Origin of the sequence: Mycobacterium genavense ATCC 51234 (genome assembly GCF_000526915.1) — a bacterium.
GTDB lineage: Bacteria > Actinomycetota > Actinomycetes > Mycobacteriales > Mycobacteriaceae > Mycobacterium > Mycobacterium genavense.
Genome location: NZ_JAGZ01000002.1, coordinates 212,032 through 233,035, shown reverse-complemented (window position 1 = coordinate 233,035; position 21,004 = coordinate 212,032). Strand labels below are relative to the sequence as shown.

Here is a 21,004-nt window from a genome sequence, read left to right as displayed (position 1 = left end):
ATCCGGCGTCACGCTTGTAGCTGAACGAGCCGCCGCGGTGTCCGGTTAGTGTAAGCGGCGTGAACAGGCGGATTCTGACCTTGGTGGTCGCGCTGGTACCGATCCTGGTCTTCGGCGTGTTGCTCGCGGTGGTGACGGTGCCGTTCGTCTCGCTGGGCCCGGGCCCGACTTTCGACACGCTCGGTGAGGTCGACGGTAAGCAAGTGGTCGCGATCGTGGGCACCCAAACCCACCCGACGACCGGGCATCTCAACATGACGACGGTGTCCCAGCGTGACGAACTGAGCCTGGGAGAGGCCCTCACGCTGTGGTTCTCCGGCCAGGAGCAGCTGGTGCCGCGCGACCTCATCTACCCGCCCGGCAAGTCCCGCGAAGACGTCGACAAGGCCAACAACGCCGCCTTCAAAGACTCCGAGGACAGCGCCGCCTACGCTGCCCTGGGTTATCTGAAATACGCGCCCGCCGTCACCGTCGCCACCGTCACTGACCCCGGTCCGTCGACGGGCAAGCTGAAGTCCGGCGACGCCATCGACGCGGTCAACGGCACCCCGGTGGTCAACGTCGAGCAGTTCACCGGATTGCTGAAGAACACCAAACCGGGCCAGACCGTGACGATCGACTACCGCCGCAAGAACGAGCCGGCCGGCGTCGCGCAGATCACGCTGGGCACGAACAAGGACCGCGACTACGGCTTCCTGGGGGTCGCGGTGCTCGACGCGCCGTGGGCGCCGTTTTCGGTGGACTTCAACCTCGCCAATGTGGGTGGTCCGTCGGCCGGGCTGATGTTCAGCCTGGCTGTCGTCGACAAGCTCACCACCGGTGATCTGGCCGGTTCGACGTTCATCGCGGGGACCGGCACCATCACCTCCGACGGCAAGGTCGGCCAGATCGGCGGCATCACACACAAGATGGTCGCCGCCCAGGAGGCCGGTGCCACGGTGTTTCTGGTGCCGGCAAAGAATTGCTACGAGGCGGCCTCGGACAATCCGCACGGCTTGCGGTTGGTGAAAGTCGAGACGCTCGGGCAAGCGGTGGATGCGCTGCACGCGATCCAACAAGGAGGTCAGGCGCCGAGTTGCTAACCCGCAATTCTGCGTACAGTTGTGACCGTCGAGGTCACATTGATCAGGGAGCGTAGCCAGTGGGGATGCGGCCCACCGCAAGGATGCCGAAGCTGACTCGGCGCAGCCGGATTCTGATTTTGATCGCGCTCGGTGTGATCGCGCTGCTGCTCGCCGGCCCGCGACTCATCGACGCCTACGTCGACTGGCTGTGGTTCGGCGAGCTCAGCTACCGCTCGGTGTTCACCACCGTCCTGATGACCCGCATCGTGGTGTTCCTGATCGCCGGGCTGCTGGTCGGGGGCATCGTGTTCGCCGGGCTCGCGCTGGCCTACCGCACCCGGCCGGTGTTCGTCCCGAGCAACGACAACGACCCGGTGGCGCGCTATCGCACCGTCGTCATGTCCCGGTTGCGGCTGGTGGCCATCGGGATCCCGGCCTCGATCGGACTGCTGGCCGGAATCATCGCGCAGAGCTATTGGGTGCGAATCCAGCTGTTCCTGCACGGCCAAAGCTTCGGGATCAGTGACCCGCAATTCGGCAAGGATCTCGGCTTCTACGCATTCGAGTTGCCGTTCTACCGGCTGGTGCTCAGCTACCTGTTCGTGTCGGTGTTTTTGGCGTTCGGGGCGAATCTGCTGGCGCACTACATCTTCGGTGGTATCCGGCTGTCCGGGCGCACCGGCGTCCTGAGCCGTTCGGCGCGGATCCAGTTGGTCAGCCTGATCGGCACGCTGGTGCTGCTCAAGGCCATCGCCTATTGGCTGGACCGCTACGAGTTGTTGTCGCACACGCGCGGGGGCAAGCCGTTCACCGGTGCCGGCTACACCGACATCAATGCCGTACTGCCGGCCAAGCTGATCCTGATGGCGATCGCGCTGATCTGCGCCGCCGCGGTCTTTTCCGCGATTGTGCTGAAGGACTTACGGATTCCGGCGATCGGCCTGGTGTTGTTACTGCTGTCGTCGTTGATCGTGGGCGCCGGTTGGCCGTTGATCGTCGAGCAGATCAGTGTGAGACCCAATGCCGCGCAAAAGGAAAGCGAATACATCGGCCGCAGCATCACGGCGACGCGGCAAGCGTATGGGCTGACGTCCGACCAGGTGACCTATCGCAATTACAGCGGCGACAGTCAGGCCACCGCCCAGCAGGTCGCGGCCGACCGCGCGACGACCTCGAACATCCGGCTGCTTGACCCGACGATCATCAGCCCGGCGTTCACCCAGTTCGAGCAGGGCAAGAACTTCTACTATTTCCCCGACCAGCTGTCGATCGACCGTTACCTGGACCGCAACGGCGTGTTGCGCGACTACGTGGTCGCGGCGCGAGAACTCAACCCGGACAGGCTGATCGACAACCAGAGCGACTGGATCAACCGGCACACCGTCTACACCCACGGCAACGGATTCATCGCGTCGCCCGCCAATACCGTGCGCGGCATCGCCAACGATCCCACCCAAAACGGCGGCTACCCGGAGTTTCTCGTCAACGTCGTCGGCGCCAACGGCAGCGTGGTGTCCGACGGACCGGCGCCGCTGGACCAGCCGCGCATCTACTTCGGGCCGGTCATCTCCAACACCTCGGCCGACTACGCGATCGTCGGGAAGAACGGCGCAGACCGCGAGTACGACTACGAGACCAACACCGAAACCAAGAACTACACCTATACCGGGCTCGGGGGGGTCCCGATCGGCGATTGGCTGTCCCGCAGCGTGTTCGCGGCCAAGTTCGCCGAGCGAAACTTCCTGTTTTCCAGCGTGATCGGCTCCAACAGCAAGATCCTGTTCAACCGTGATCCGGCTGCCCGGGTGGAGGCGGTGGCTCCGTGGTTGACCACCGACAGCGCGGTGTACCCCGCGATCGTCAACAAGCGCCTGGTGTGGATCATCGACGGCTACACCACGTTGGACAACTACCCGTACTCCGAACTCACGTCGCTGGAGTCCGCGACCGCCGACTCCACCGAGGTGGCGTTCAACAAGCTGGGTCCCGACAAACAGGTGTCCTACATTCGTAACTCGGTGAAGGCCACGGTCGACGCGTACGACGGGACTGTCACGCTGTATCAGCAGGACGAGCAGGACCCGGTGCTGAAGGCCTGGATGCAGGTGTTCCCGGGCACGGTCAAGCCCAAGACCGACATCACCCCCGAGCTTGCCGAGCATCTGCGCTATCCCGAGGACCTGTTCAAGGTGCAGCGCATGCTGCTGGCGAAATATCACGTCAACGACCCGGTGACGTTCTTCTCCACGTCGGATTTCTGGGATGTGCCGCTGGATCCGAATCCGACGGCCAGCAGTTATCAGCCGCCCTATTACATCGTCGCGAAAAACATTGCGAAGAACGACAATACGTCGTCGTATCAGTTGACCAGCGCGATGAACAGGTTCAAACGCGACTACCTGGCCGCCTACATCAGTGCCAGCTCCGATCCCACGACGTACGGCAAGATCACGGTGCTGACCATCCCGGGTCAGGTCAACGGCCCGAAGCTGGCCAACAACGCGATCACCACCGACCCGGCGGTGTCCCAGGACCTCGGTGTGATCGGGCGAGACAACCAGAACCGGATACGTTGGGGCAACTTGCTGACGCTGCCCGTTGCGCAGGGCGGATTGTTGTACGTCGAGCCCGTTTACGCCTCTCCCGGCGCCAGCGACGCCGCCTCGTCGTACCCGCGGTTGATCCGGGTGGCGATGATGTACAACGACAAGATCGGCTACGGCCCCACCGTCGGTGATGCACTCACCGGCTTGTTCGGTCCCGGTGCTGGTGCGGCCGCGACGGGAATCGTCCCCACCGATCCCGGGGTGCCCGCGAACCCGCCCGCGGCTCCGCCGGCGCCCCAGGGTGCGCCACACGCCCCGAGCAACCCGCCCACGGCGGTGCCCCCCGCCCCGGACGGGTCTACGACGCTGTCGCCAGCGAAAGCCGCTGCCCTGCAAGAGATTGAGACAGCGATCAACGCAGCGCGGGACGCCCAGAAGAAGGGCGACTTCGCCGGCTATGGGGCGGCGCTGCAGCGGCTCGACGATGCGATCACCAAGTACAACAACACCAAGTAGGCCGGCTCTCTAGATCAGGTGAGGATGCTTCGACGGTAGCCCGTCGGTGTCGTCGCGAGCCGTCGGCGCATCACGGTGGCCAGGTGTTGAGAACTAGCGAATCCGCACCGGTGGGCGATCTCGGTGACGCTGTATGACGGGGTGGCCAGCAATTCACAGGCCCGGGTGAGGCGGCGGTTCATCAGCCAACGGTGCGGTGTTTCGCCCGTCCCCTCGCGAAAAAGCGCCGTCAGGCGGCCCGGTGACAGGCCTACCGCGTCGGCGACCTCGATGAGGCCCACGTCGGCCGACAGGTGCGCCTCGAGGTAGTTGATTGCGCGTCGCAGCCGCCAATCACGGTATCCTGAGCCATTTTTCGCTGCGAGAGCCCCCGACCCGGAGGCGCTCGAATGCTGACGCACCAGGCGCACGGCAAGTTGGTGGCCGAACGACTCGACCATCATGCGAGAACACCCGTCGCGGTGTTTCAATTCGTGGACCAGTCCCCGGCTGATCTGCTCGGTCAGTGGATCTCGGGAACACATCGGATCGATCAGGGTGACCGACCGGCCCGCCTTGACCGCGCCGCTGTCCACGGCGATCCGCTCGACCATGGCGTGTGGGAGATACACGTGCAGATAGCTGAATGGCCGCTCCGAGCGGAAAATTCCTCTCGGTTCTTCACCCGCGACCACCACGTTCATGTGAAAGGGCGGGTGCACCCGGCTCCATTTGCGGCGGCCGTTGCCGAAATAGGTGTGGTGGTGGGCCCCGCTTATCGTGATCGAGATCAGGTTCGTGTTCTCGACCGCCGGACCACGCAATTCGTACTCCGACTGGTGTTCGAATCGCCAGATGGCCGCCGAGAGGGTGCCGCTCGAAGCCGTCATTCTCGCCACGGGCGCGAAACCCGTTCGGTACGACACGTTTTCAGGCGTGATGAATGCCGGTGTGTGCTCCGGGCCCGCGCGGCAGTCGGGACGCCCCTCGTGTCGCGAAGTCACGCTGCCCATTGTGGGGTTCGGCGCGTTTCGGTGGCCGGTTCAGACAGGACAGCTTTCCCACAAATTGCGACACCGCACGCGCAACCGTAGTCGGCGCGCGTCTGGTGTACATCACGCACGTCTGCGACACGCCTTCGTCTTTCTCTCGCGATAGACCTGATGTGCGGCCACCGCCGTAGGACTTCGACGTCACAGTAGAATACGAAACTTGCCTGAATCCCACTGCTGCGCAATCGTTTTCGGACCCAGTGTCGCTGGGCTGCTGGCCGCCCGGGTGCTGGCCGAATCGTATGACCAGGTCACGGTCGTCGAGCGAGACATGCTGCCCGGCCAACCGGTGTCCCGCCGCGGCGTGCCGCAAGGCGTCATGCCCCACATTCCGGCGGCGCGCGGAATGCGGATCATGGATCAGCTGTTCCCGGGTTTTCTCGACGAGTTGGTCGCCGCCGGCGCACGAGTTTGGGACGACGGCGACCTGTCGCGGTTGTGTGTCACGTTCAGCGGGCACCAATTCCAGCGATCGGGCCGAATTCCCGACCCGCAATCGCTGACCATGTACTACGTGTACCGAGTGTTTTTGGAGTGGAGCCTGCGTCGTCGGGTGACCGCGATTCCCAACGTAGACGATTGTCGACGGCCACGATGCGGTCAGGCTCACCTCGACCGTCCGGGGTGACCGGGTGACCGGCGTGGTGGTGGCCCACCGGGCCTCCGGCACCGAGACATCGCTGAGTGCCGATCTTGTCGTGGACGCCACCGGACGGGGGTCGCGCACCCCGGTGTTTCTCGAACAGCTCGGCTTTCGTCGGCCGCGGGAAGACGAACTGACCGTGCACGTCACCTACGCCGGGTTGCCGGTCCGCCTGCCCGCGGGCGCGTTGCGCGAATTCATCGCGTTCGCCGCGCCCCACCCCAGCCGACCGCGCGGGTACGCGATGTTCGCCGGCCAGGATGACACCTACATGCTCGCGGTTCAGACGGTGGCAGGACAGCCGGCGCCGTCCGATCACGCGGCACTGCTGGATTGCCTGAGCGAGCTGGCGCCCGCGCACGTGCTGGCGGCCGCGCGGCGCGCCGAACCGCTCGCGGACGTCACCCAATATCGGTTTCCCTCCAACCGATGGCGCCGTTACGACAAATTGGCTCGGATGCCCGCTGGGCTCATCGTCATCGGCGACGCGCTGTGCAACTTCAATCCGCTTTACGGACAAGGCATGTCCGTCGCGGCCATCGAGGCGCTCGTCCTGCGCGACTGCCTATCACAAGGTGATCGTGGGCTGCAGCGGAGGTATTTTCGCAACTGCACCAAGGAGATTCGCGTGGCGTGGCGTTCGGCTGTGAGTTCGGATTTGGCGTTACCCCAGATCGCGGGCAAGCGGCCGGCCAGCGTACGAGTGGCCAATGCTTATCTGGGACGGGTGTTCGCCGCGGCCGAGACCGAGCCCGCCGTCGTCCAGCAGTTCTTACGCTCACCCAACATGATTGACCCGCCATCTCGACTGCTGAGGCCCTCGATCGTGGCCCGGGTTGCTAAAGGGCCGCGCGCCGCACGCGGACGGATACCGGCAGCGGTCGTCGCAGACCACCGCGAGGTGAACACGTGAAGGTCGGCCTGATCGAACAGCCGCTGCACACCCGTTACTCGTCGACGGCGTTGGTGAGCCTCGGTTATCTCACCGCGGTCGGCACGGGGATGGACTCGTACTGGTTGCCCGACCACATCAACTCGCTGTTTCCTCCGGCAGTGATGACCGCGGAGTATGTCGCAAGTGCGCGACTGGCGCCCAATATCGACGCGCACTACGACCCCTGGACGGTGCTGGGTCATCTGGTCGCCCGAAACCGATTGGGAAAGCGGCGGCTTGGGATTGGGGTGACGGATGCCAGCCGGCGCAATCCCGCCGTCACCGCCCAAGCAGCGGCGACGTTACATCTGATGACCCGGGGACGAGCGATCCTCGGAATCGGAACGGGCGCCCGGGCCAGCAACGAACCGTATGGCGTGGAGTGGTCGAAGCCGGTGGCGCGCTTCGAAGAAGCCCTGGCGACCATTCGCACGCTGTGGAACTCCGACGGTGAACTCGTCACCCGCGACTCGCCGTTCTTCCCGCTGCGCAACGCCGCGTTCGGATTGCCGCCTTACCGCGGGAGGTGGTTGGATGTCTGGATCGCCGCGCACGGGCCGCGCATGCTGCGGGCCACCGGGCGGTATGCGGATGGATGGTTTCCCGCCTCCTTCACCTACCGGCCGAAGGACTACGCCGCCGGCCTGGCGACGGTCCGGGCCGCGGCCTGCGACGCCGGGCGCGATCCGAGGTCAATCACCGCCGCGGGCTTGTTCTTCGTGATGACCGGCCACAGCCGCGACCATATCGAGGAAGCGTTGGACTCGCCTCCGATGAGAGCGTTCGCGCTCAACGCACCCGCCCCGTTGTGGGCCGCCCACGGAGCGAATCATCCGCTTGGCGGCGACTTCACCGGTGCTCAGGACATCATCCCGCAGACGTTGGACGAACGGACCGTGCTGTCGCTGACCGCCGACGTACCGCCAACGCTGCTGCGCGAGATGCTGCTTACCGGAACCCCCGCCGACATCCTCGACCAGTTGGCCGAATGGCGCGATCAGGGCTTGCAGTACCCGGTGATCAGCAATATCAGCGGCCTGCAGCGCAGGCTCGGCCGCGGCCTGGCCGCAAACGTCTCGTTCGCCAAAGTCCTTCGCGGACTGCGCAAACTGTGAGCTGCCCTACCGTGCTGCGACCCCCGACGTATGTGCTGATACCCGGCGCCTGGCAGGGGGCCTGGTCCTGGCGGCCGGTAGCCAAAAGGCTTCGCGCCGAGGGGCATCGGGCGATCGGGATTACACTTCCAGGTTTGGGCGACGGCGACGACCCGGCGGGCCACCGACTGCGGGACGCGGTCGGCTACATCGCCGAAAAGGTGCGCGAACTCGACGAAGTTGTCCTGGTCGCGCACAGCTGGGGCGGCTACCCTGCTGCCGGCGCGGCACATCTGCTTCAGGACACCGTGCACAAGCTGGTCTACCTCAACGCCCATGTCCCTGATCGGGGTAGGTCATTGGTAGACGAAAACCCAACCGAGAAAAAGGAATTGATCCTGCGACTGATCGACGAATCACCCGTCGGCGCGATTGCACCGACCCTGGCGTATGTCGAGCGGGAATTGATGCAAGGCGTCGCCGCACAACTTCAGCGGTTGGTTGCGGAGCTGCAGACAGCTCAGCCCGGTCGTTACTTCCTCGATGCCCTCGACGTCGAGGCGGGCGATCTCGACGTTCCCACGGCCTACATCGCCAGTGACAGTGATCGCGCATTGCCAAGGCCCGTCGCGGAATTCGCCGGGCGGCTCGGTGTCTGGCCGACGGTCGTACCGGGCACCCACAACTGCATTCTGACCCACCCCGACGAAGCGGCCGCCGCGATCTTGTCGGCCTGATTCAGGCGCAGGCCGTGCGGAACCTATCCCGGTAGGCTTTCGGGCTGATGCCGAGGTGATTGACGAATACCCGGCGCAGCGTTTCGACGCTACCGAAGCCCGCGAGATGCGCTGTCTCCGTGACGGTCCGCCCTGCTTCGAGCCCGGCGCGGGCTAAGTCGATCCGAACCAACTCGACGTAACGCGCCGGTGTCATACCGAGCTCGGACTGAAACAGCTGGGTCAGCTGACGAGTACTCAACGACGCCTTGGCTGCGAGCTTGGACACGCTGTGATCGCGAGCGGTATCGGCCGCAATCGCATCGGTGACCGAGCGCAGTGGCGAGCCCGCCGGGGGATCGGCCTCGACCAACACCGAGAACTGTGATTGGCCGCCCGCGCGTTTGAGATAAACGACCAGCCACCGGGCCACGTCCCGGACCAGCTCTGTCCCGTAATCCATTTCGACCAACGCCAGCGCCAGGTCGATGCCCGACGAGACCCCGGCGGAGGTGAAGACGTTGCCGTCACGGACGAAGATCGCGTCCGGCTCGACGGTGACATCCCCGAACGCCCGGGCCAATCGCCGGGTTTCGTGCCAGTGCGTGGTGGCGCGCCGGCCGCTGAGCAAGCCGGCCTGCGCGAGGATGAACGACCCCGTGCAGATCGACGCCAGACGCCTGGTCCGGGCACCCACCGCTCTGACGGCCCCGACCAGCGCGGGATGAATTGCTTGCCGGGGCAGATTGTCACTGCCGGCGACCATCACGGTATCGGCGGATTCGATTGCCGAAAGGGAGTCGGTGACGCCCAACCGCGTCCCGATCGAGCTGGTCACATCGTTGCCGTCCAGCGAGGCGATCTTGAGCTGGTAGTCGGCGCCGAACCGGTTGGCCTCGACGAACACTTCGCCGGCCCCCGCGACATCCAACAGCGTCACCCCGTCGAAGACGACGATTACCACCACTTTCGAACGCGCTCCGGCTTCGGCCACCAAACCATTGTGTCGCTTTCTGTGGCAAAGACGTCGGGAACCACAAGGGTCGGTCCGCCCGTGTCCCCGCAAACTGACAACCAACGCCAACGAGGAGGTCAGATCATGGATATTCAGGTGATGGACACCATTGCCGGCATCGCGATCCCCGACACTGAACTGGTGCGCGAGATCACGGCGCACATCCGCGATGCCGAAGACGACTTGCTCTTCGACCACTCGCGCCGGGTTTTCCTGTTCGGTGCCCTGCAGGGACGCCGGCGCGGACTGAAACCCAACCTGGAGCTGCTGTACGCGGGGGCGATGTTCCACGACATCGGCCTCACCGCGCGCTACCGCACCTCGATGCTGCGCTTCGAGGTCGACGGCGCCAACGCGGCACGGCCGTTCCTGCTGGAGCACGACGTCGATCGGTCCGACGCCGACAAGGTGTGGTTGAGCATCGCGTTGCAAACCACTCCCGGCATCCCCGAATTCCTGGCACCCGAAGTCGCCTTGGTGACCGCCGGGGTCGAAACCGACGTGTTGGGCATCGAGCGCGACGAGCTGTCTCCCGAGGCTCTGGATGCGGTCACCGCGGCTCATCCGCGTCCGAATTTCAAGCGGCGCATCCTGACTGCGTTCAACGACGGCATGAAGCATCACCCGCACAGCACCTTCGGCACTGAATGACGACGTGCTCGCGCACTTCGACCCGGCGTTCGTCCGCGACGACTTCGTCGACGTCATCTTGTCCAACAACTGGCCCGAGTAACGGTGGGAATGGCGACATGGACCTTTATGAAGGCCTTTACACCACCCGGATGATGCGCCGGCTGCGGCCGGATCCGATTCCGCTGGACACGCAGGCCCGCATTCTCAACGCGGCCGTTCGCGCTCCCGATGGAGGTAACACCCAACGCTGGCACTTCCTGGCCGTCGACGATCGCGAACTGATCCGTGAGCTCGCCGGCTTGTTCCGACGGGCCCGCGCTGGAATACGACAAGTTCAAGTCGGGGACGGGACCGATGGTCGCGACGGCTTCCGGTGCGGACCCGGCCGCGCACGCCGGCACGATGCGCCGGCTGAAAAGTTCGGGCGACTACCTGGCAGATTATTTCGAAGAAATTCCGTTGCTCCTTTTCGTTTTTTGCCATCGACGACCTCGGGGGCGCCAACATCTATCCCGCGATTTGGAGTGCGTTGCTCGCCGCCCGGGCAGAGGGCGTCGGCGGGGTGATGACGATGGTGCTCCGCAACTTCGAGGACGAGGTCAACCAGCTGTTGGGCGTACCGGTCGAGGAGGGCTGGAAAATGTCGGCGATGTTGGCCCTCGGCTACCCGCTGGGCAAGTGGGGCGTGGCGGCCAATCGCCATCCCGTGCACGAGGTTTCATCGCGAAACGAATGGGGCAAGCCATTCGGAATCGAAGTGCCGCAACCACTCTGGCCGCCGCACTGAACCGGGCATTGCGGCGCAAGGGTATACCGAGGAAGGTGGGCCAGATGAACCAGATCGGTGTGACGGTGGTGCGGCCGGGGGAGGGCGAGGTCGTGGCGCTCCCGGGTTTCGGGGCGGTGTTCAAACTGTCCGGCAAGACCAACGGCGGGGAGGTGTCCATCGTGGAGCATCCGTTCGAGGTCGGGTTGCTCACCGCGGCGCACCGGCACACCCGCGAAGACGAGCATTCGATCGTGCTGGCCGGTGAGATCGGCTTCCGCTCCGACGACAGCGAGGTGGTGCTCGGCCCCGGTGGCTACATCACCAAACCGCGCGGGTAGATGCACGCGATGTGGAACGCCGGCAGCGAGCCGGGCCGCATCGTCGAGATCATCACCCCGGGCGGGTTCAAGAATTACTTCCGGGAACTCGGTGAGCTGCTCGTCGAGCACGCCGATGACCCCGGGGGCAGGCCCCTGCACGAGCTGCCCGAGTTCGGCGAACTCGCCGACAAGTACGGGCTGATCTATGGTTCGTCGGCCTGGATGGACGACATCGCGCACCGATACGGGCTGAACCCGCCTTCCCATTGAGGTAGGCACTGATCAACGGAGTCACCCCTGCTGAGCCCGCGATTTGGTCGCCTCGACACCGGTTCGGTAACCTTGCATTTACCGACGCGGGGTGGAGCAGCTCGGTAGCTCGCTGGGCTCATAACCCAGAGGTCGCAGGTTCGAATCCTGTCCCCGCTACTAGTGTCATGTCTCGGGACATCGTTGACAGGTGTCCCGAGACATCGTTTACACCTTGAGCCTGTTTTCGGGGCTGTTTCCGCATTTGACGCCGCGGGGTTGGTAGTCGCGGCTGGCCAGCAGCAGGCGGGAGTGGTCGTCGAGGTCGGCGGCAAAGCGTTTCCAGGCCGAGCGGGGGCGCTTGTGGGGTTCGGGTGTGACGAATCCACGTTTGTGCAGGATGCACCAAATGGTGGATATGGCAGGAACATTCGTGATGGTCGGGTCGCGGGTCAAGTGTTCGGCGATGGTGCCTGCGCCGGCGTCGTAGCCGCGTCTGGATAGCGACTTGCGCAGCCCCACGATCTTGTCTTCGACCTCGGCGCTGACCACGTGGCGGTGGTGGTGTGGGCGTCGGGAGTGCGACTCGAAGGCGGCGGGCCCCTCAACGTAGTAGAGATTGACCAGTTGGTGTACCCAGTACCGGGACAGCCCGTAGCCTCGGGCGACCTCGATCACACGGCGACTCGTCTCGCCCGGCCGTTCCGGTCGACTCACGGCGTCGATGTCGTTCCTCGGCGGGCGGGGGTGGCACCGCGCTTGTTGGCGGTGATCGCATCCAGCGTTCGGCTCGGTCGGGATGATTGTCTGACGCCGCCGAGCGGCTGTTCGGTTTCGAGTCTGTGCAATCGCGCCGTCACCGTCTCAATTAAGCGTTCGGACGGCCAGCCTTCGGTGATGTCACTGGGCAGGCTCTGGATGCCTGCGCGGACGTTCGTTGATCTGGATGCCTGCGCGGACGTTCGTTGAGAGTTCGTCGAGCGTCTGCTCGGCCACGCGAGCGGTGAGGCCCATGGCCTTCGCCTCGTCGAGAAGCGCCTGCCGATCCACTTTGGCGAGCGATTGTCGGGCACCGATCTTGGCGCCCATGGTCCCTGATAGCTCGGGGTATTCCAGCGTGCAGGGCGAGTCGTATAGGGGCGACATCAGGACCACTCCGTCATGGAGCATCAGTGAGTAGTTCTTGCCGTGGCCGTCCTCGTCGCCGACGACCGCGCGGAATGCGACCTGCTTGAAGATGTTCATGATTTCCTGATGTGGGGAGTCGGCGAATTCCCGAAGCACGCGGGCCATGCGTTCGGAGGGCCGACCGATCAGGTACTTGTCTTTCGGGCGGAGCCCGACGGCCTGACACATGTCCTCCTGGTGCAGGCGGTGTATTGTTCCGTCGCCCTTGACGGTCCGGTCATAGCGCTCGGCAACGAGTGCGGTCGCATCGCCGATTCGCTCGACCCACCCTGCGTTATCTGACAGGCCGCATTTCCGGGACAGGGCGAGCACTAGTGCCTCGTTCTCGGCACTGTGGGGCCACACGGTGGTGGGCTTGATGATGTGGGTCGAGGGTTAGCCATCGACGGGCACGCACCACCGCCCGTTCACGCGGGTCAGCAGCAGTTTGTCCTGGGCGCCCGGCAGTGACATCCGGATTCCCCTGCCGGGTCGGCACCGAGAGGTCTCGTCGGCAGATTCTGGATGAGGTCGGCAAGTTCCTGCTCGCTCAACGGAGATGACAAATGCCCCTCGGTCGGCAACCCTTCTCCGGAAGGCACCACAACTACTGCCCCAGCACATTCCCGCCCGTATTCGGCCAGGAGTGCAATGACATCTGAAGGGGTTGCGGGAGCGCCGGCCAGGTCGAGTTCCACGCCTCGCAGGCGTGCGGCGGCGTGCTGTAACGCGTGCCCTTCCGGAAGCAATCCTTCCAGGAAGGAGCGTGAGACTGAGGGTGCGTTCGGTCCCGGGATCGAGGGTAGGGAGCAGGACAGGATGGGCGCACCGCCGCCATAGTCGAGGCGCCCGTCGTCGGTGTACTCGATCACGATCTTGCGTCCCGCGGATTTTAGGGTGGCGCGTGCGGTGAGTATTCCGTGCAGCCAAATATCGAGGCTCATCGGGTTTTCAAGCCTTGGCGAGGGCGGACCACCAGTTCGAGATCAAGTGCGGCGAGCGTGTCGAACAGCTTCTCGATGGCCTTGGTGGCCTCGCCGGTTTCCAGTTGGGCGATGGAGAATCGGTTGGTTCGGGATCGCTCGGCGAGTTCGCTCTGAGTCAGTCCTTGGGCCTGACGCGCAGCGCGGAGCGCACGCCCGAGTGCGGAAGCTGAGCGCGCGTCATCTCATAACCGCCAGATGTTGCCATTTACTCACATTAGTCGCCAGAGATGCTGATGGCAAGAAATCATCACATTGTTCCCGAGTGGTCCTGATGTTGGTTTTTTCCAACATTTTCTGACGATCTCACATCGAGCGCCGGGTATTCCCCGCGAGTGGACCCGGATCTGTCGGTCGGATTCCTTACGCTTGCCTCGTGGATTACGCGGCGATCGACGCGCTGCGGGAACGACACCCCGCATGGCGGCTGCTGCGCGCCGGCAATTCCGCGCTGATCCTGGCCTTCCTCGGGGAGTTTTTCGTCGAGGGCAACCGCGGCGCCTGCCCGGCAAGCGAGGTCGCGGCGGGGTTGGACGACCACCTGCACGCGCTGAACACCGAGATCTCCACCGAGAGCGGGGAGGAACGGTTTCCGAAGGACGCGCGGTCCTATCTGGAAGACTGGGCGGCCACCGACGTCGCCTATCTGCGGCGGTTCTATCCGCCCGGCGACGACGAAGTTCACTACGAGGTCACCCCAGCATTCGAGAAGGCCTACGCGTGGGTCATTGCCCTCAAGGGCAGGTCCTTCGTGGGAACGGAGTCCAGGTTGCATACCGTGGTCGAGCTGCTCCGCCAGATCGTGCACGGAACCGAAGCCGAACCCGACGTCCGGCTGACCGAACTACGCCGCCGCCGCGACGAACTTGACGCCGAGATCGCGGCCGTCGAAGCCGGCGTCATCACGGTGCTCGACGCGACCGGGGTCCGCGACCGCTACCAACAGCTCGCTACCACCGCCCGGGAACTGCTCTCGGACTTTCGAGAGGTTGAACAGAACTTCCGGCTCCTGGACCGCGCCGCGCGAGAAAAGATCGCGGCATGGGACGGCTGCAAAGGCGAACTGCTCGCCGAGTTGGTCGGAAGCCGCTCCGAGATCGCCGGTTCCGATCAGGGGCGTAGCTTCCAGGCGTTCTACGACTTCCTGGTCTCCGAGTCACGCCAGGCCGAACTGCCGAGTTGCTCACCAGGGTGTCAGCTCTCGACACGATCGAGCCCGATCACCGCATTCGCGGCATCCACCACGACTGGTCTGAAGCTGCCGAACGGGCACAGCGCACAGTCCGCCGGATTTCCGAACAACTGCGACGCTTTCTCGACGACCAGGTCTGGCTGGAGAACCGGCGCGTCCTCGACCTGGTCCGGGCCGTGGAGGGTGTCGCTCTTGAGCTCCGTGACAATCCCCGGAACTTCGGGCTCGAGGTCGATCTGCCGGGCATCGAGATCGCGCTGCAGTTCGAGCGCCCGCTCTACCAACCACCCGTGGCGGTGGCGGTTGAGAGTCGGATCGCAGAGGCGACCGAGGAGGTCGACGCCGAGCTGCTGTTCGCTCAGACGTTCATCGACCAGGCTCGCCTGGCCGAGGTCATCCGCACCGTCCTGCCCGAGAACTCCTCGGCGCTGCTGGCCGATGTCGTCGCGATGCACCCCATCGAGCAGGGCGCGGCGGAGATCGTCGGCTACCTCGCGCTCAATGACGAAGACATGGCGGTCGAGATGGATGACACCGACGAGACGTTCCTGGAGTACTCCGACCCCGCCGACGTGGATGCCACTAAGAGGGCGAGGCTGCCGAAAGTCACGGTGAGGCGTCGATGAGCAGCGAGCATGCTGTCGCCAGCTCGATCATCCGGTTGATGCAGGGCGTGGTCTACCGCGAGTCTGACGAAGACACCTGGTCGACGCTGGAACGCCTCGGCGCCGGTGTGCGCGACCATTTCGGCACCATCGGGGTCGACGTCGTCGTGGACGACGCCGAAGGCTACGCGAATCTTCGATCCCGACCTGAGGACGAAGGCCAAGATGCGCAGGAGGCGCTCCCGCGCCTGGTGCGCAGGCGGGCACTGACCTACAACGTCAGCCTGCTGCTGGTATTACTGCGCAAGCGACTCGTCGAGTTCGAGACGACCGGCGGTGACGGCCGACTGGTCCTGACCACTGACCAGATCGTCGAGATGTTGCGACTCTTCCAGGCCGAGTCCACGAACGACGCACGAGTCGTGGACCAGGCGGAGACGACCATCAGGAAGGCCGTAGAACTCGGGTTTTTGCGGCAGCTCCGCGGTCAAAGCGACCATTGGGAAGTGCGGCGCATCCTCAAGGCATACGTTGACGCCCAGACACTTTCGGATTTCGCGACCAAGTTGCGAGAGTATGCAGGAGCGGTGGCCAGTGATGACTGACGGACTGTTCTCGATGGTCGGGCTCAGCGATACCCCAAGGGCCGGTTACCGGCTTCAGTACACCGAAGTATTCAACTGGGGCACGTTCGACTCCCAGGTTTGGCGTCTGACTCCCGACACCGAAACCGCCCTGCTCACCGGGGATATCGGCTCCGGCAAGTCGACGATTGTCGACGCGCTCACCACGTTGCTGATGCCGTCGCACAAGGCCGCCTACAACAGGGCCGCGGGCGCCGACGCCAAGGAACGCACCCTGCGCTCCTACGTCGAAGGCCATTACAAGTCCGAGCGAAACGAGGTCACCGGGCGCTCGCGTGCCAAGGGGCTGCGCGAGAACAAGCGGACCTACTCGGTTGTCCTCGGGGTCTTCGTCAACCACGGATACGACGAGACCGTCACCTTGGCCCAGGTGTTCCAGCAGCGCGAGAGCACGGGCCAGCCCTACCGCTTTTCCTCACCGCGACGAAAGCGCTCTCGATCGCAACGGATTTCGCCGACTTCGGCACGGACCTGCGCGACCTCCGCAAGAGGCTGCGCGCTACCGGAGCCGAGATCTTCGACGAGTTCCCCTAGTACGCAACGTCGTTGCGTCGCCTGCTGGGAATCCGATCCGACCAAGCGCTCGAGCTGTTCCACCAGACCGTCTCGATGAAGTCGGTCGGAAACCTTGACGACTTCGTGCGCGACCACATGCTCGAGCCCAGCGACTCCACCGGGCGGGTTCGCGACATTATCGCCCACTTCGACGACCTGACCAAAGCCCACGACGCCGTCAAACGGGCGAGAGAGCAGCTCGAAGCGCTCGAGCCCGTCGCGGCGGCCGCGGCAAAGTACGACGCTGGGCTCGACGAGCGTGAGTCGTTACAGCGCGAGCGATCGGCCGTTCGGCTGTTCATCGCCGAGCTGCGCTCCGGTTTGCTCGCCGACGAGATCGCCGAACTGGAGGCTGAAGGCTCGCGCTTGTGGCAGGAGCAGGACGCCGCGAAGGCCAAGGAACAGAGGCTAAAGGACGAACGCGACTCCCTCATCGAGGAGCGCGCCAAGGCCGGCGGGGACCGCATCGGCGAGCTGGAGCGCCTAGCGGGCGAGGCCCGTGCCCACGCCCAGAGTCGTCATCACGCCCGGACGCGATTCGACGCCGCCGTCACCGATGCCGGGTTGGAGCCAGTCATCGGCAGCGATGACTTCGCGGCACTGGCTGCTTTGGCCCCCACCGAGCGGTCGCGACTAGCCGGGGAGAAGCGGACCCTCGACATGGCCACGGCCGACGCGATCGGACGGGAGAGGGAGTTCGGGCGGCAGTGCGGCATCATTTCCGAGAAACTCACGAGCCTGGAGCAACGCACCAGCAACCTGCCCGTCGAGCAGTTCGAGGTGCGTGCGGAGCTGTGTGCGGCCCTCGGGCTGACGCCGGACGACCTTACCTTATGCCGGAGAACTGCTTGACGTCACCGACGAACACGCCGAGTGGCGGGGCGCCGCGGAGCGGGTGCTGCGAGGGTTCGCTCTGTCGCTGCTGGTGCCGCAACAGCACTACGACGCCGTGGCCGGTTGGGTGAACGGCCGAAGGCTCACGTTCCATGGCCGCGGCGGTGAGGCGATCGGAGCCAAGCTCGTCTACGAAAGGGTTGCCAGGCAACGGGTTCCGCTGCAATCGCCGGGGCAAGAAGGCCTTTGGCTCGTTGACTGCATCGAGGTCAAGGACGGGCCCTTCCATCAGTACGTCGCCGACGAGCTCACGAAACGGGCCGACTACCGATGCGCGCTGAGCCTTCAGGAGTTTCGCGGCCAGCGCCGCGCCGTGACTCGCGAAGGCCAGGTGCGCTCGGGTGATCGCCACGAGAAGGACGACCGGCACCGCGTCGACGATCCCCGTCGCTGGGTTCTTGGCTGGGCGAACGAGCGAAAGATTGCCGTGCTTCGCGACGAACTCGCCGAGCTGCAAGAACAGCAGGCGACGGCTACTGCCGAGTTGACTAGGCTCGATGCGCAGCGGGATGCGGTGCAGACAAAGCTGCAAGCCCTTGCCTGGCTTGAGGAATACCGCTCTTGGAACGACCTTGATGTCGACGAGGCCGAGTCGCGTGCGAACGATCATGACGCCGAACGCGTTCGCTTGCTGGCCGGCTCTTCGCGACTGGAGGAGATCGCGCGGGCGCTTGACGAGAATGAAGCGCAAGCCAACGTCGTGGGGGAGTTGATCGAACGGCTCACCGGCAAGCTCGCCACCACTGCAGCGGCGAAAAGGGCAGCGGAGCAAGGAAAGAGGCGCGACGATGAGTTTGTCGCGGCGCAGCCAGACGAAGAGCTGATCACCGCCCGCGCCTCGTATGCCGCCCTCTACGAGCGCCTGGGGAGGAACCGCCCGGTCCGCGCGGCGGACTGCGCCGCCGCGGAGGTAACGCTGTCGGAGGATCTGCACCGGCGCATCGAACGCCTCGCCGGCCAACTCAACGGCCACGCGCTGAACCTCACTCAGTACATGAGCGAAGTCTTGCGTCGCTGGCCCGAGCTTCGCGCGGACATGGACGCCAATGTCGAGGCACGCCAGGACTTTTTGGTGTTCCGCGATCGTGTCGCGACCGATGACCTCCCGCGTTTCGAGGCCGAGTTCAAGGAGCAACTCAACAAGAACGCCATCCAGGAACTCGCGGGCTTCAACAATTGGCTCAACCGGCAGGCATCGGCGATCGACGAGCGCGTGGATCGCATCAACGAGGCGCTCGGCGCAGTACCGTACAACCCGGGTCGCTACATCCGGCTGGAGAAGGAGGCGACTACCAACCAGGACATCGTGCTATTCCGTTCGGACCTGCGCAACCTGACCAACGACAGCCACTCGATCGACGGCGATCAATACTCCGAGCAGCGCTTCGGAGACGTCAAGCGGATCATTGAGCGCTTCTGGGGCCGCGACAACCACGCCGAATCCGACAGGACGTGGACCCGGCGCGTCACCGACGTGCGCAACTGGTTCGTCTTCTCGGCGTCCGAGCGCGACGCCGAAACCGATGAGGAATGGGAGCATTACAGCGATTCGGACGGAAAGTCCGGCGGTCAGAAGGAGAAGCTCGCTTATACGATCCTCGCGGCGTCACTCGCCTATCAGTTCGGGCTCGAGTGGGGCGCCGAGCGGTCACGCGACTTCCGGTTCGCCGTCATCGACGAGGCGTTCGGGCGCGGTTGGGATGTCTCCACGCGCTACGCGCTGCAGCTTTTCGCCACCCTTGGGTTGCAACTTCTCATCGTCACCCCTCTGCAGAAGGTTCACGTCATCGAACCCTACGTGAAAGCGATTGGCTACGTTGACAATCCGACCGGAACGTTCTCCCGCTTGTGGACCATGACCATCGAGGAGTACCGGACGCGGCGTGACGGACCGCGGTCGTGAGTGCCGCGTGGACCACACCAGCCGACATTGCCGCCAGGGTGAAACGACGGTGGGACGACGGATCGCTGCTGCGGGCCCACGCCAATGGCGATCCCTTTCAGACGATCGAAGTGCCGCTGCGCGGCCCCAAACCGTCGCAGGTAGGTGACGACATTGCTGCCGCCCGCGAGTGGGTGGCCGCCCTGGATGCGGGCCGACGCGACGACACCCGATATGCCCTGCGATGGCAGTCGATCGGCGGCCGCCAGATCGGCCGCAACCTCCTGCCCGTCCGTGCGGTGGTGTCCTCGATCGAGCAGGCGTGTGCGCTCTTGGCCGTTACGACGACGGTCCGTCGCTTCGACGAACTCCTGGCCCTGACAGACCCGCATCCGCGGGTCCGAGACTGGATCGTCGGCCATCCGCATCGCGCGCTTGAGCTGGCGCCCGAGATGCCACAGTTGATCGCTGCCTACGTTTGGCTGGACAGTCACCGTCAGTCGCAGCGATACCTTCGCGAGATCAGCGCCCCCGGCGTTGACACCAAGTTCGCCGAAAGGCATCGACCAGTCCTGGCCGCGATGCTTCGCGTTTCAGCGACGGCCACCGGGTTCCTGGCCGATCTGGGTCTGCGGCGCAAGCCCGGATTGGTGCGGCTCCGGCCCTCGCCGTCGCTGGGCTTCCCGGGGCCGACGCTGACTGAGTTTGCGGCGCGTTTTGACGAGTTGGCGCAGCTCACTGTCGAACCGCGCATTGCGCTAATCGTCGAGAACGAGATCAGCTATCTCAGCATCGATGTCCCCGAAGACGGGGTTGTGTTCTGGGGGAAGGGCTTCGAAGTCGACAGCATAGGTCGGCTGCGATGGCTGGCGGAGGCCGACGTCCTCTACTGGGGAGACATCGACACTCACGGGTTCGCCATTCTCGACCGCCCCCGGGCGCGGCTCCCGCGGGCGCGCTCGGTGCTGATGGACCGTGACACGCTGCTGGCCCACCGCGATCGGTGGGTGACCGAAGACCACCCCACGAAATCAATCCTGGCGCGACTGACACCTGACGAGTATGAGCTGTATTCGGAGCTGGTTAGCGACGGGACCCACTTCCCACGAAAGTTGCGAGGCTCGCCAACGTATCTTCCAACTGTGGTGGCGACGTCGTTTGGGCCAATGGAAGCCGACCGCCCGGAGCCAACTTGGCTGCCGGCGGAGCACCTGTTTCTGGGGGATCGATGGCGACGTAGATGTCGCCCAGCACGGTGGCTTGCTCCAGCGCCGCGTGGGCGTTAGATGGCACCGCGACGTCGGCGCCGATTCGCGCAGTGACGTCGACAAGTCGGCGTGTCATCGTCACCTGGGTAACGACGCCGACGGTCACGCCGTTGAACTGCACCTTTGCCCGGTCGGGCAGGTTGAGAACATCTTCGAATTCGAGAGTGATGTCGTATCCATCGCGGTACGAAGTGCCCGACTGTGGTAACGCGTTGACGTCGAGCTGTGTACACGACGTCACGGGGAGCACGCAGGCCAGGACCGCTGCGATTAGCATAATTTGG

At 64.7% G+C, this 21,004-nt stretch carries 13 protein-coding genes, 1 tRNA gene and 7 pseudogenes; 14 read left to right on the top strand and 7 right to left on the bottom strand.

Features of this window, described 5'->3' with window-relative positions:
* The first annotated feature begins 59 nt into the window (after window positions 1–59).
* Window positions 60–1,082, top strand: a complete 1,023-nt coding sequence (locus T428_RS0105790; protein WP_025735718.1) for a YlbL family protein — start codon at window positions 60–62, stop codon at window positions 1,080–1,082.
* Window positions 1,083–1,141: 59 nt separating this feature from the next.
* Window positions 1,142–4,126: a UPF0182 family protein gene (locus tag T428_RS0105785; protein ID WP_025735717.1), complete on the top strand. Its 2,985-nt coding sequence runs from the start codon at window positions 1,142–1,144 to the stop codon at window positions 4,124–4,126.
* A gap of 14 nt (window positions 4,127–4,140) precedes the next feature.
* On the opposite strand, the gene T428_RS0105780 is transcribed toward T428_RS0105785, so the two are convergent.
* Window positions 4,141–4,995, bottom strand: coding sequence for a helix-turn-helix domain-containing protein (locus T428_RS0105780; RefSeq protein WP_245604809.1), 855 nt, complete (start codon window positions 4,993–4,995; stop codon window positions 4,141–4,143).
* Between the two features lie 322 nt (window positions 4,996–5,317).
* Here T428_RS0105780 and T428_RS34115 point away from each other — a divergent pair, with 322 nt between their 5' ends.
* From T428_RS34115 to T428_RS0105765, 4 genes are read left to right on the top strand one after another with little or no spacing between them, the layout of a single operon-like run.
* Window positions 5,318–5,785 carry an FAD-dependent monooxygenase family protein gene (locus T428_RS34115; protein ID WP_245604808.1) on the top strand — a complete coding sequence of 156 codons (468 nt, stop codon included), beginning with the start codon at window positions 5,318–5,320 and terminating at the stop codon, window positions 5,783–5,785.
* 4 nt (window positions 5,786–5,789) lie between these two features.
* Window positions 5,790–6,713: an NAD(P)/FAD-dependent oxidoreductase gene (locus tag T428_RS25995; RefSeq protein ID WP_245604807.1), complete on the top strand. Its 924-nt coding sequence runs from the start codon at window positions 5,790–5,792 to the stop codon at window positions 6,711–6,713.
* Complete coding sequence (locus T428_RS0105770) at window positions 6,710–7,849, top strand: LLM class flavin-dependent oxidoreductase (RefSeq protein ID WP_025735715.1); 1,140 nt, start codon at window positions 6,710–6,712, stop codon at window positions 7,847–7,849. The genes T428_RS25995 and T428_RS0105770 overlap by 4 nt, the downstream gene beginning before the upstream one ends.
* An 11-nt stretch (window positions 7,850–7,860) precedes the next feature.
* The gene (locus tag T428_RS0105765; protein ID WP_245604806.1) at window positions 7,861–8,565 is read left to right on the top strand and encodes an alpha/beta fold hydrolase; all 705 of its coding nucleotides are present in this window, start codon (window positions 7,861–7,863) and stop codon (window positions 8,563–8,565) included.
* 1 nt (window position 8,566) lies between these two features.
* On the opposite strand, the gene T428_RS0105760 is transcribed toward T428_RS0105765, so the two are convergent.
* On the bottom strand, window positions 8,567–9,538 hold the full coding sequence (locus T428_RS0105760; RefSeq protein ID WP_025735713.1) for a GlxA family transcriptional regulator: 972 nt from the start codon (window positions 9,536–9,538) through the stop codon (window positions 8,567–8,569).
* A 120-nt stretch (window positions 9,539–9,658) separates the two neighbouring features.
* Between T428_RS0105760 and T428_RS25990 the strand changes: the two are divergent.
* From T428_RS25990 to T428_RS0105740, 4 genes and pseudogenes are all read left to right on the top strand, one after another.
* Window positions 9,659–10,292 (top strand): annotated as a pseudogene (locus T428_RS25990) (HD domain-containing protein).
* 16 nt (window positions 10,293–10,308) lie between these two features.
* Window positions 10,309–10,979, top strand: a pseudogene (locus T428_RS25985) (nitroreductase family protein).
* Between the two features lie 44 nt (window positions 10,980–11,023).
* Window positions 11,024–11,551: pseudogene (locus tag T428_RS35985) on the top strand (cupin domain-containing protein).
* A gap of 85 nt (window positions 11,552–11,636) precedes the next feature.
* Window positions 11,637–11,710: transfer RNA gene (locus T428_RS0105740), tRNA-Met, on the top strand.
* A gap of 48 nt (window positions 11,711–11,758) precedes the next feature.
* Here T428_RS0105740 and T428_RS25975 read toward each other — a convergent pair.
* The 4 genes and pseudogenes from T428_RS25975 to T428_RS35975 form a co-directional block, all read right to left on the bottom strand.
* A complete protein-coding gene (locus T428_RS25975; protein WP_156942868.1) occupies window positions 11,759–12,247 on the bottom strand; it encodes a hypothetical protein in 489 nt (162 codons plus the stop codon).
* Window positions 12,248–12,430: 183 nt separating this feature from the next.
* Window positions 12,431–13,081 (bottom strand): HipA domain-containing protein, encoded by a 651-nt coding sequence (locus tag T428_RS0105730; protein ID WP_342666187.1) that lies wholly within the window; start codon window positions 13,079–13,081, stop codon window positions 12,431–12,433.
* A gap of 53 nt (window positions 13,082–13,134) precedes the next feature.
* Window positions 13,135–13,641: a HipA N-terminal domain-containing protein gene (locus T428_RS35980; protein ID WP_084298638.1), complete on the bottom strand. Its 507-nt coding sequence runs from the start codon at window positions 13,639–13,641 to the stop codon at window positions 13,135–13,137.
* Window positions 13,638–13,832, bottom strand: a pseudogene (locus T428_RS35975) (helix-turn-helix domain-containing protein); the annotation flags it as partial. The pseudogene T428_RS35975 and the gene T428_RS35980, both read right to left, overlap by 4 nt.
* A gap of 224 nt (window positions 13,833–14,056) precedes the next feature.
* On the opposite strand from T428_RS35975, the pseudogene T428_RS25965 reads away from it, so the two are divergent.
* The 4 genes and pseudogenes from T428_RS25965 to T428_RS25955 all read left to right on the top strand — a co-directional run bounded on the left by T428_RS25965 (window position 14,057) and on the right by T428_RS25955 (window position 20,738).
* A pseudogene (locus tag T428_RS25965) lies at window positions 14,057–15,498 on the top strand (DUF3375 domain-containing protein).
* Window positions 15,495–16,082, top strand: a complete 588-nt coding sequence (locus tag T428_RS0105715) for a DUF4194 domain-containing protein (protein ID WP_025735708.1) — start codon at window positions 15,495–15,497, stop codon at window positions 16,080–16,082. The pseudogene T428_RS25965 and the gene T428_RS0105715 overlap by 4 nt, the downstream one beginning before the upstream one ends.
* Window positions 16,075–19,473: pseudogene (locus T428_RS25960) on the top strand (ATP-binding protein). Before T428_RS0105715 ends, T428_RS25960 begins: the two are co-directional and overlap by 8 nt.
* On the top strand, window positions 19,470–20,738 hold the full coding sequence (locus T428_RS25955) for a DUF3322 domain-containing protein (protein ID WP_245604803.1): 1,269 nt from the start codon (window positions 19,470–19,472) through the stop codon (window positions 20,736–20,738). The pseudogene T428_RS25960 and the gene T428_RS25955 overlap by 4 nt, the downstream one beginning before the upstream one ends.
* Here the strand turns inward: T428_RS25955 and T428_RS34100 are convergent.
* Window positions 20,731–20,997: pseudogene (locus T428_RS34100) on the bottom strand (MlaD family protein); the annotation flags it as partial. The gene T428_RS25955 and the pseudogene T428_RS34100 sit on opposite strands and share 8 nt — an antisense overlap.
* Between the last annotated feature and the right edge of the window lie 7 nt (window positions 20,998–21,004).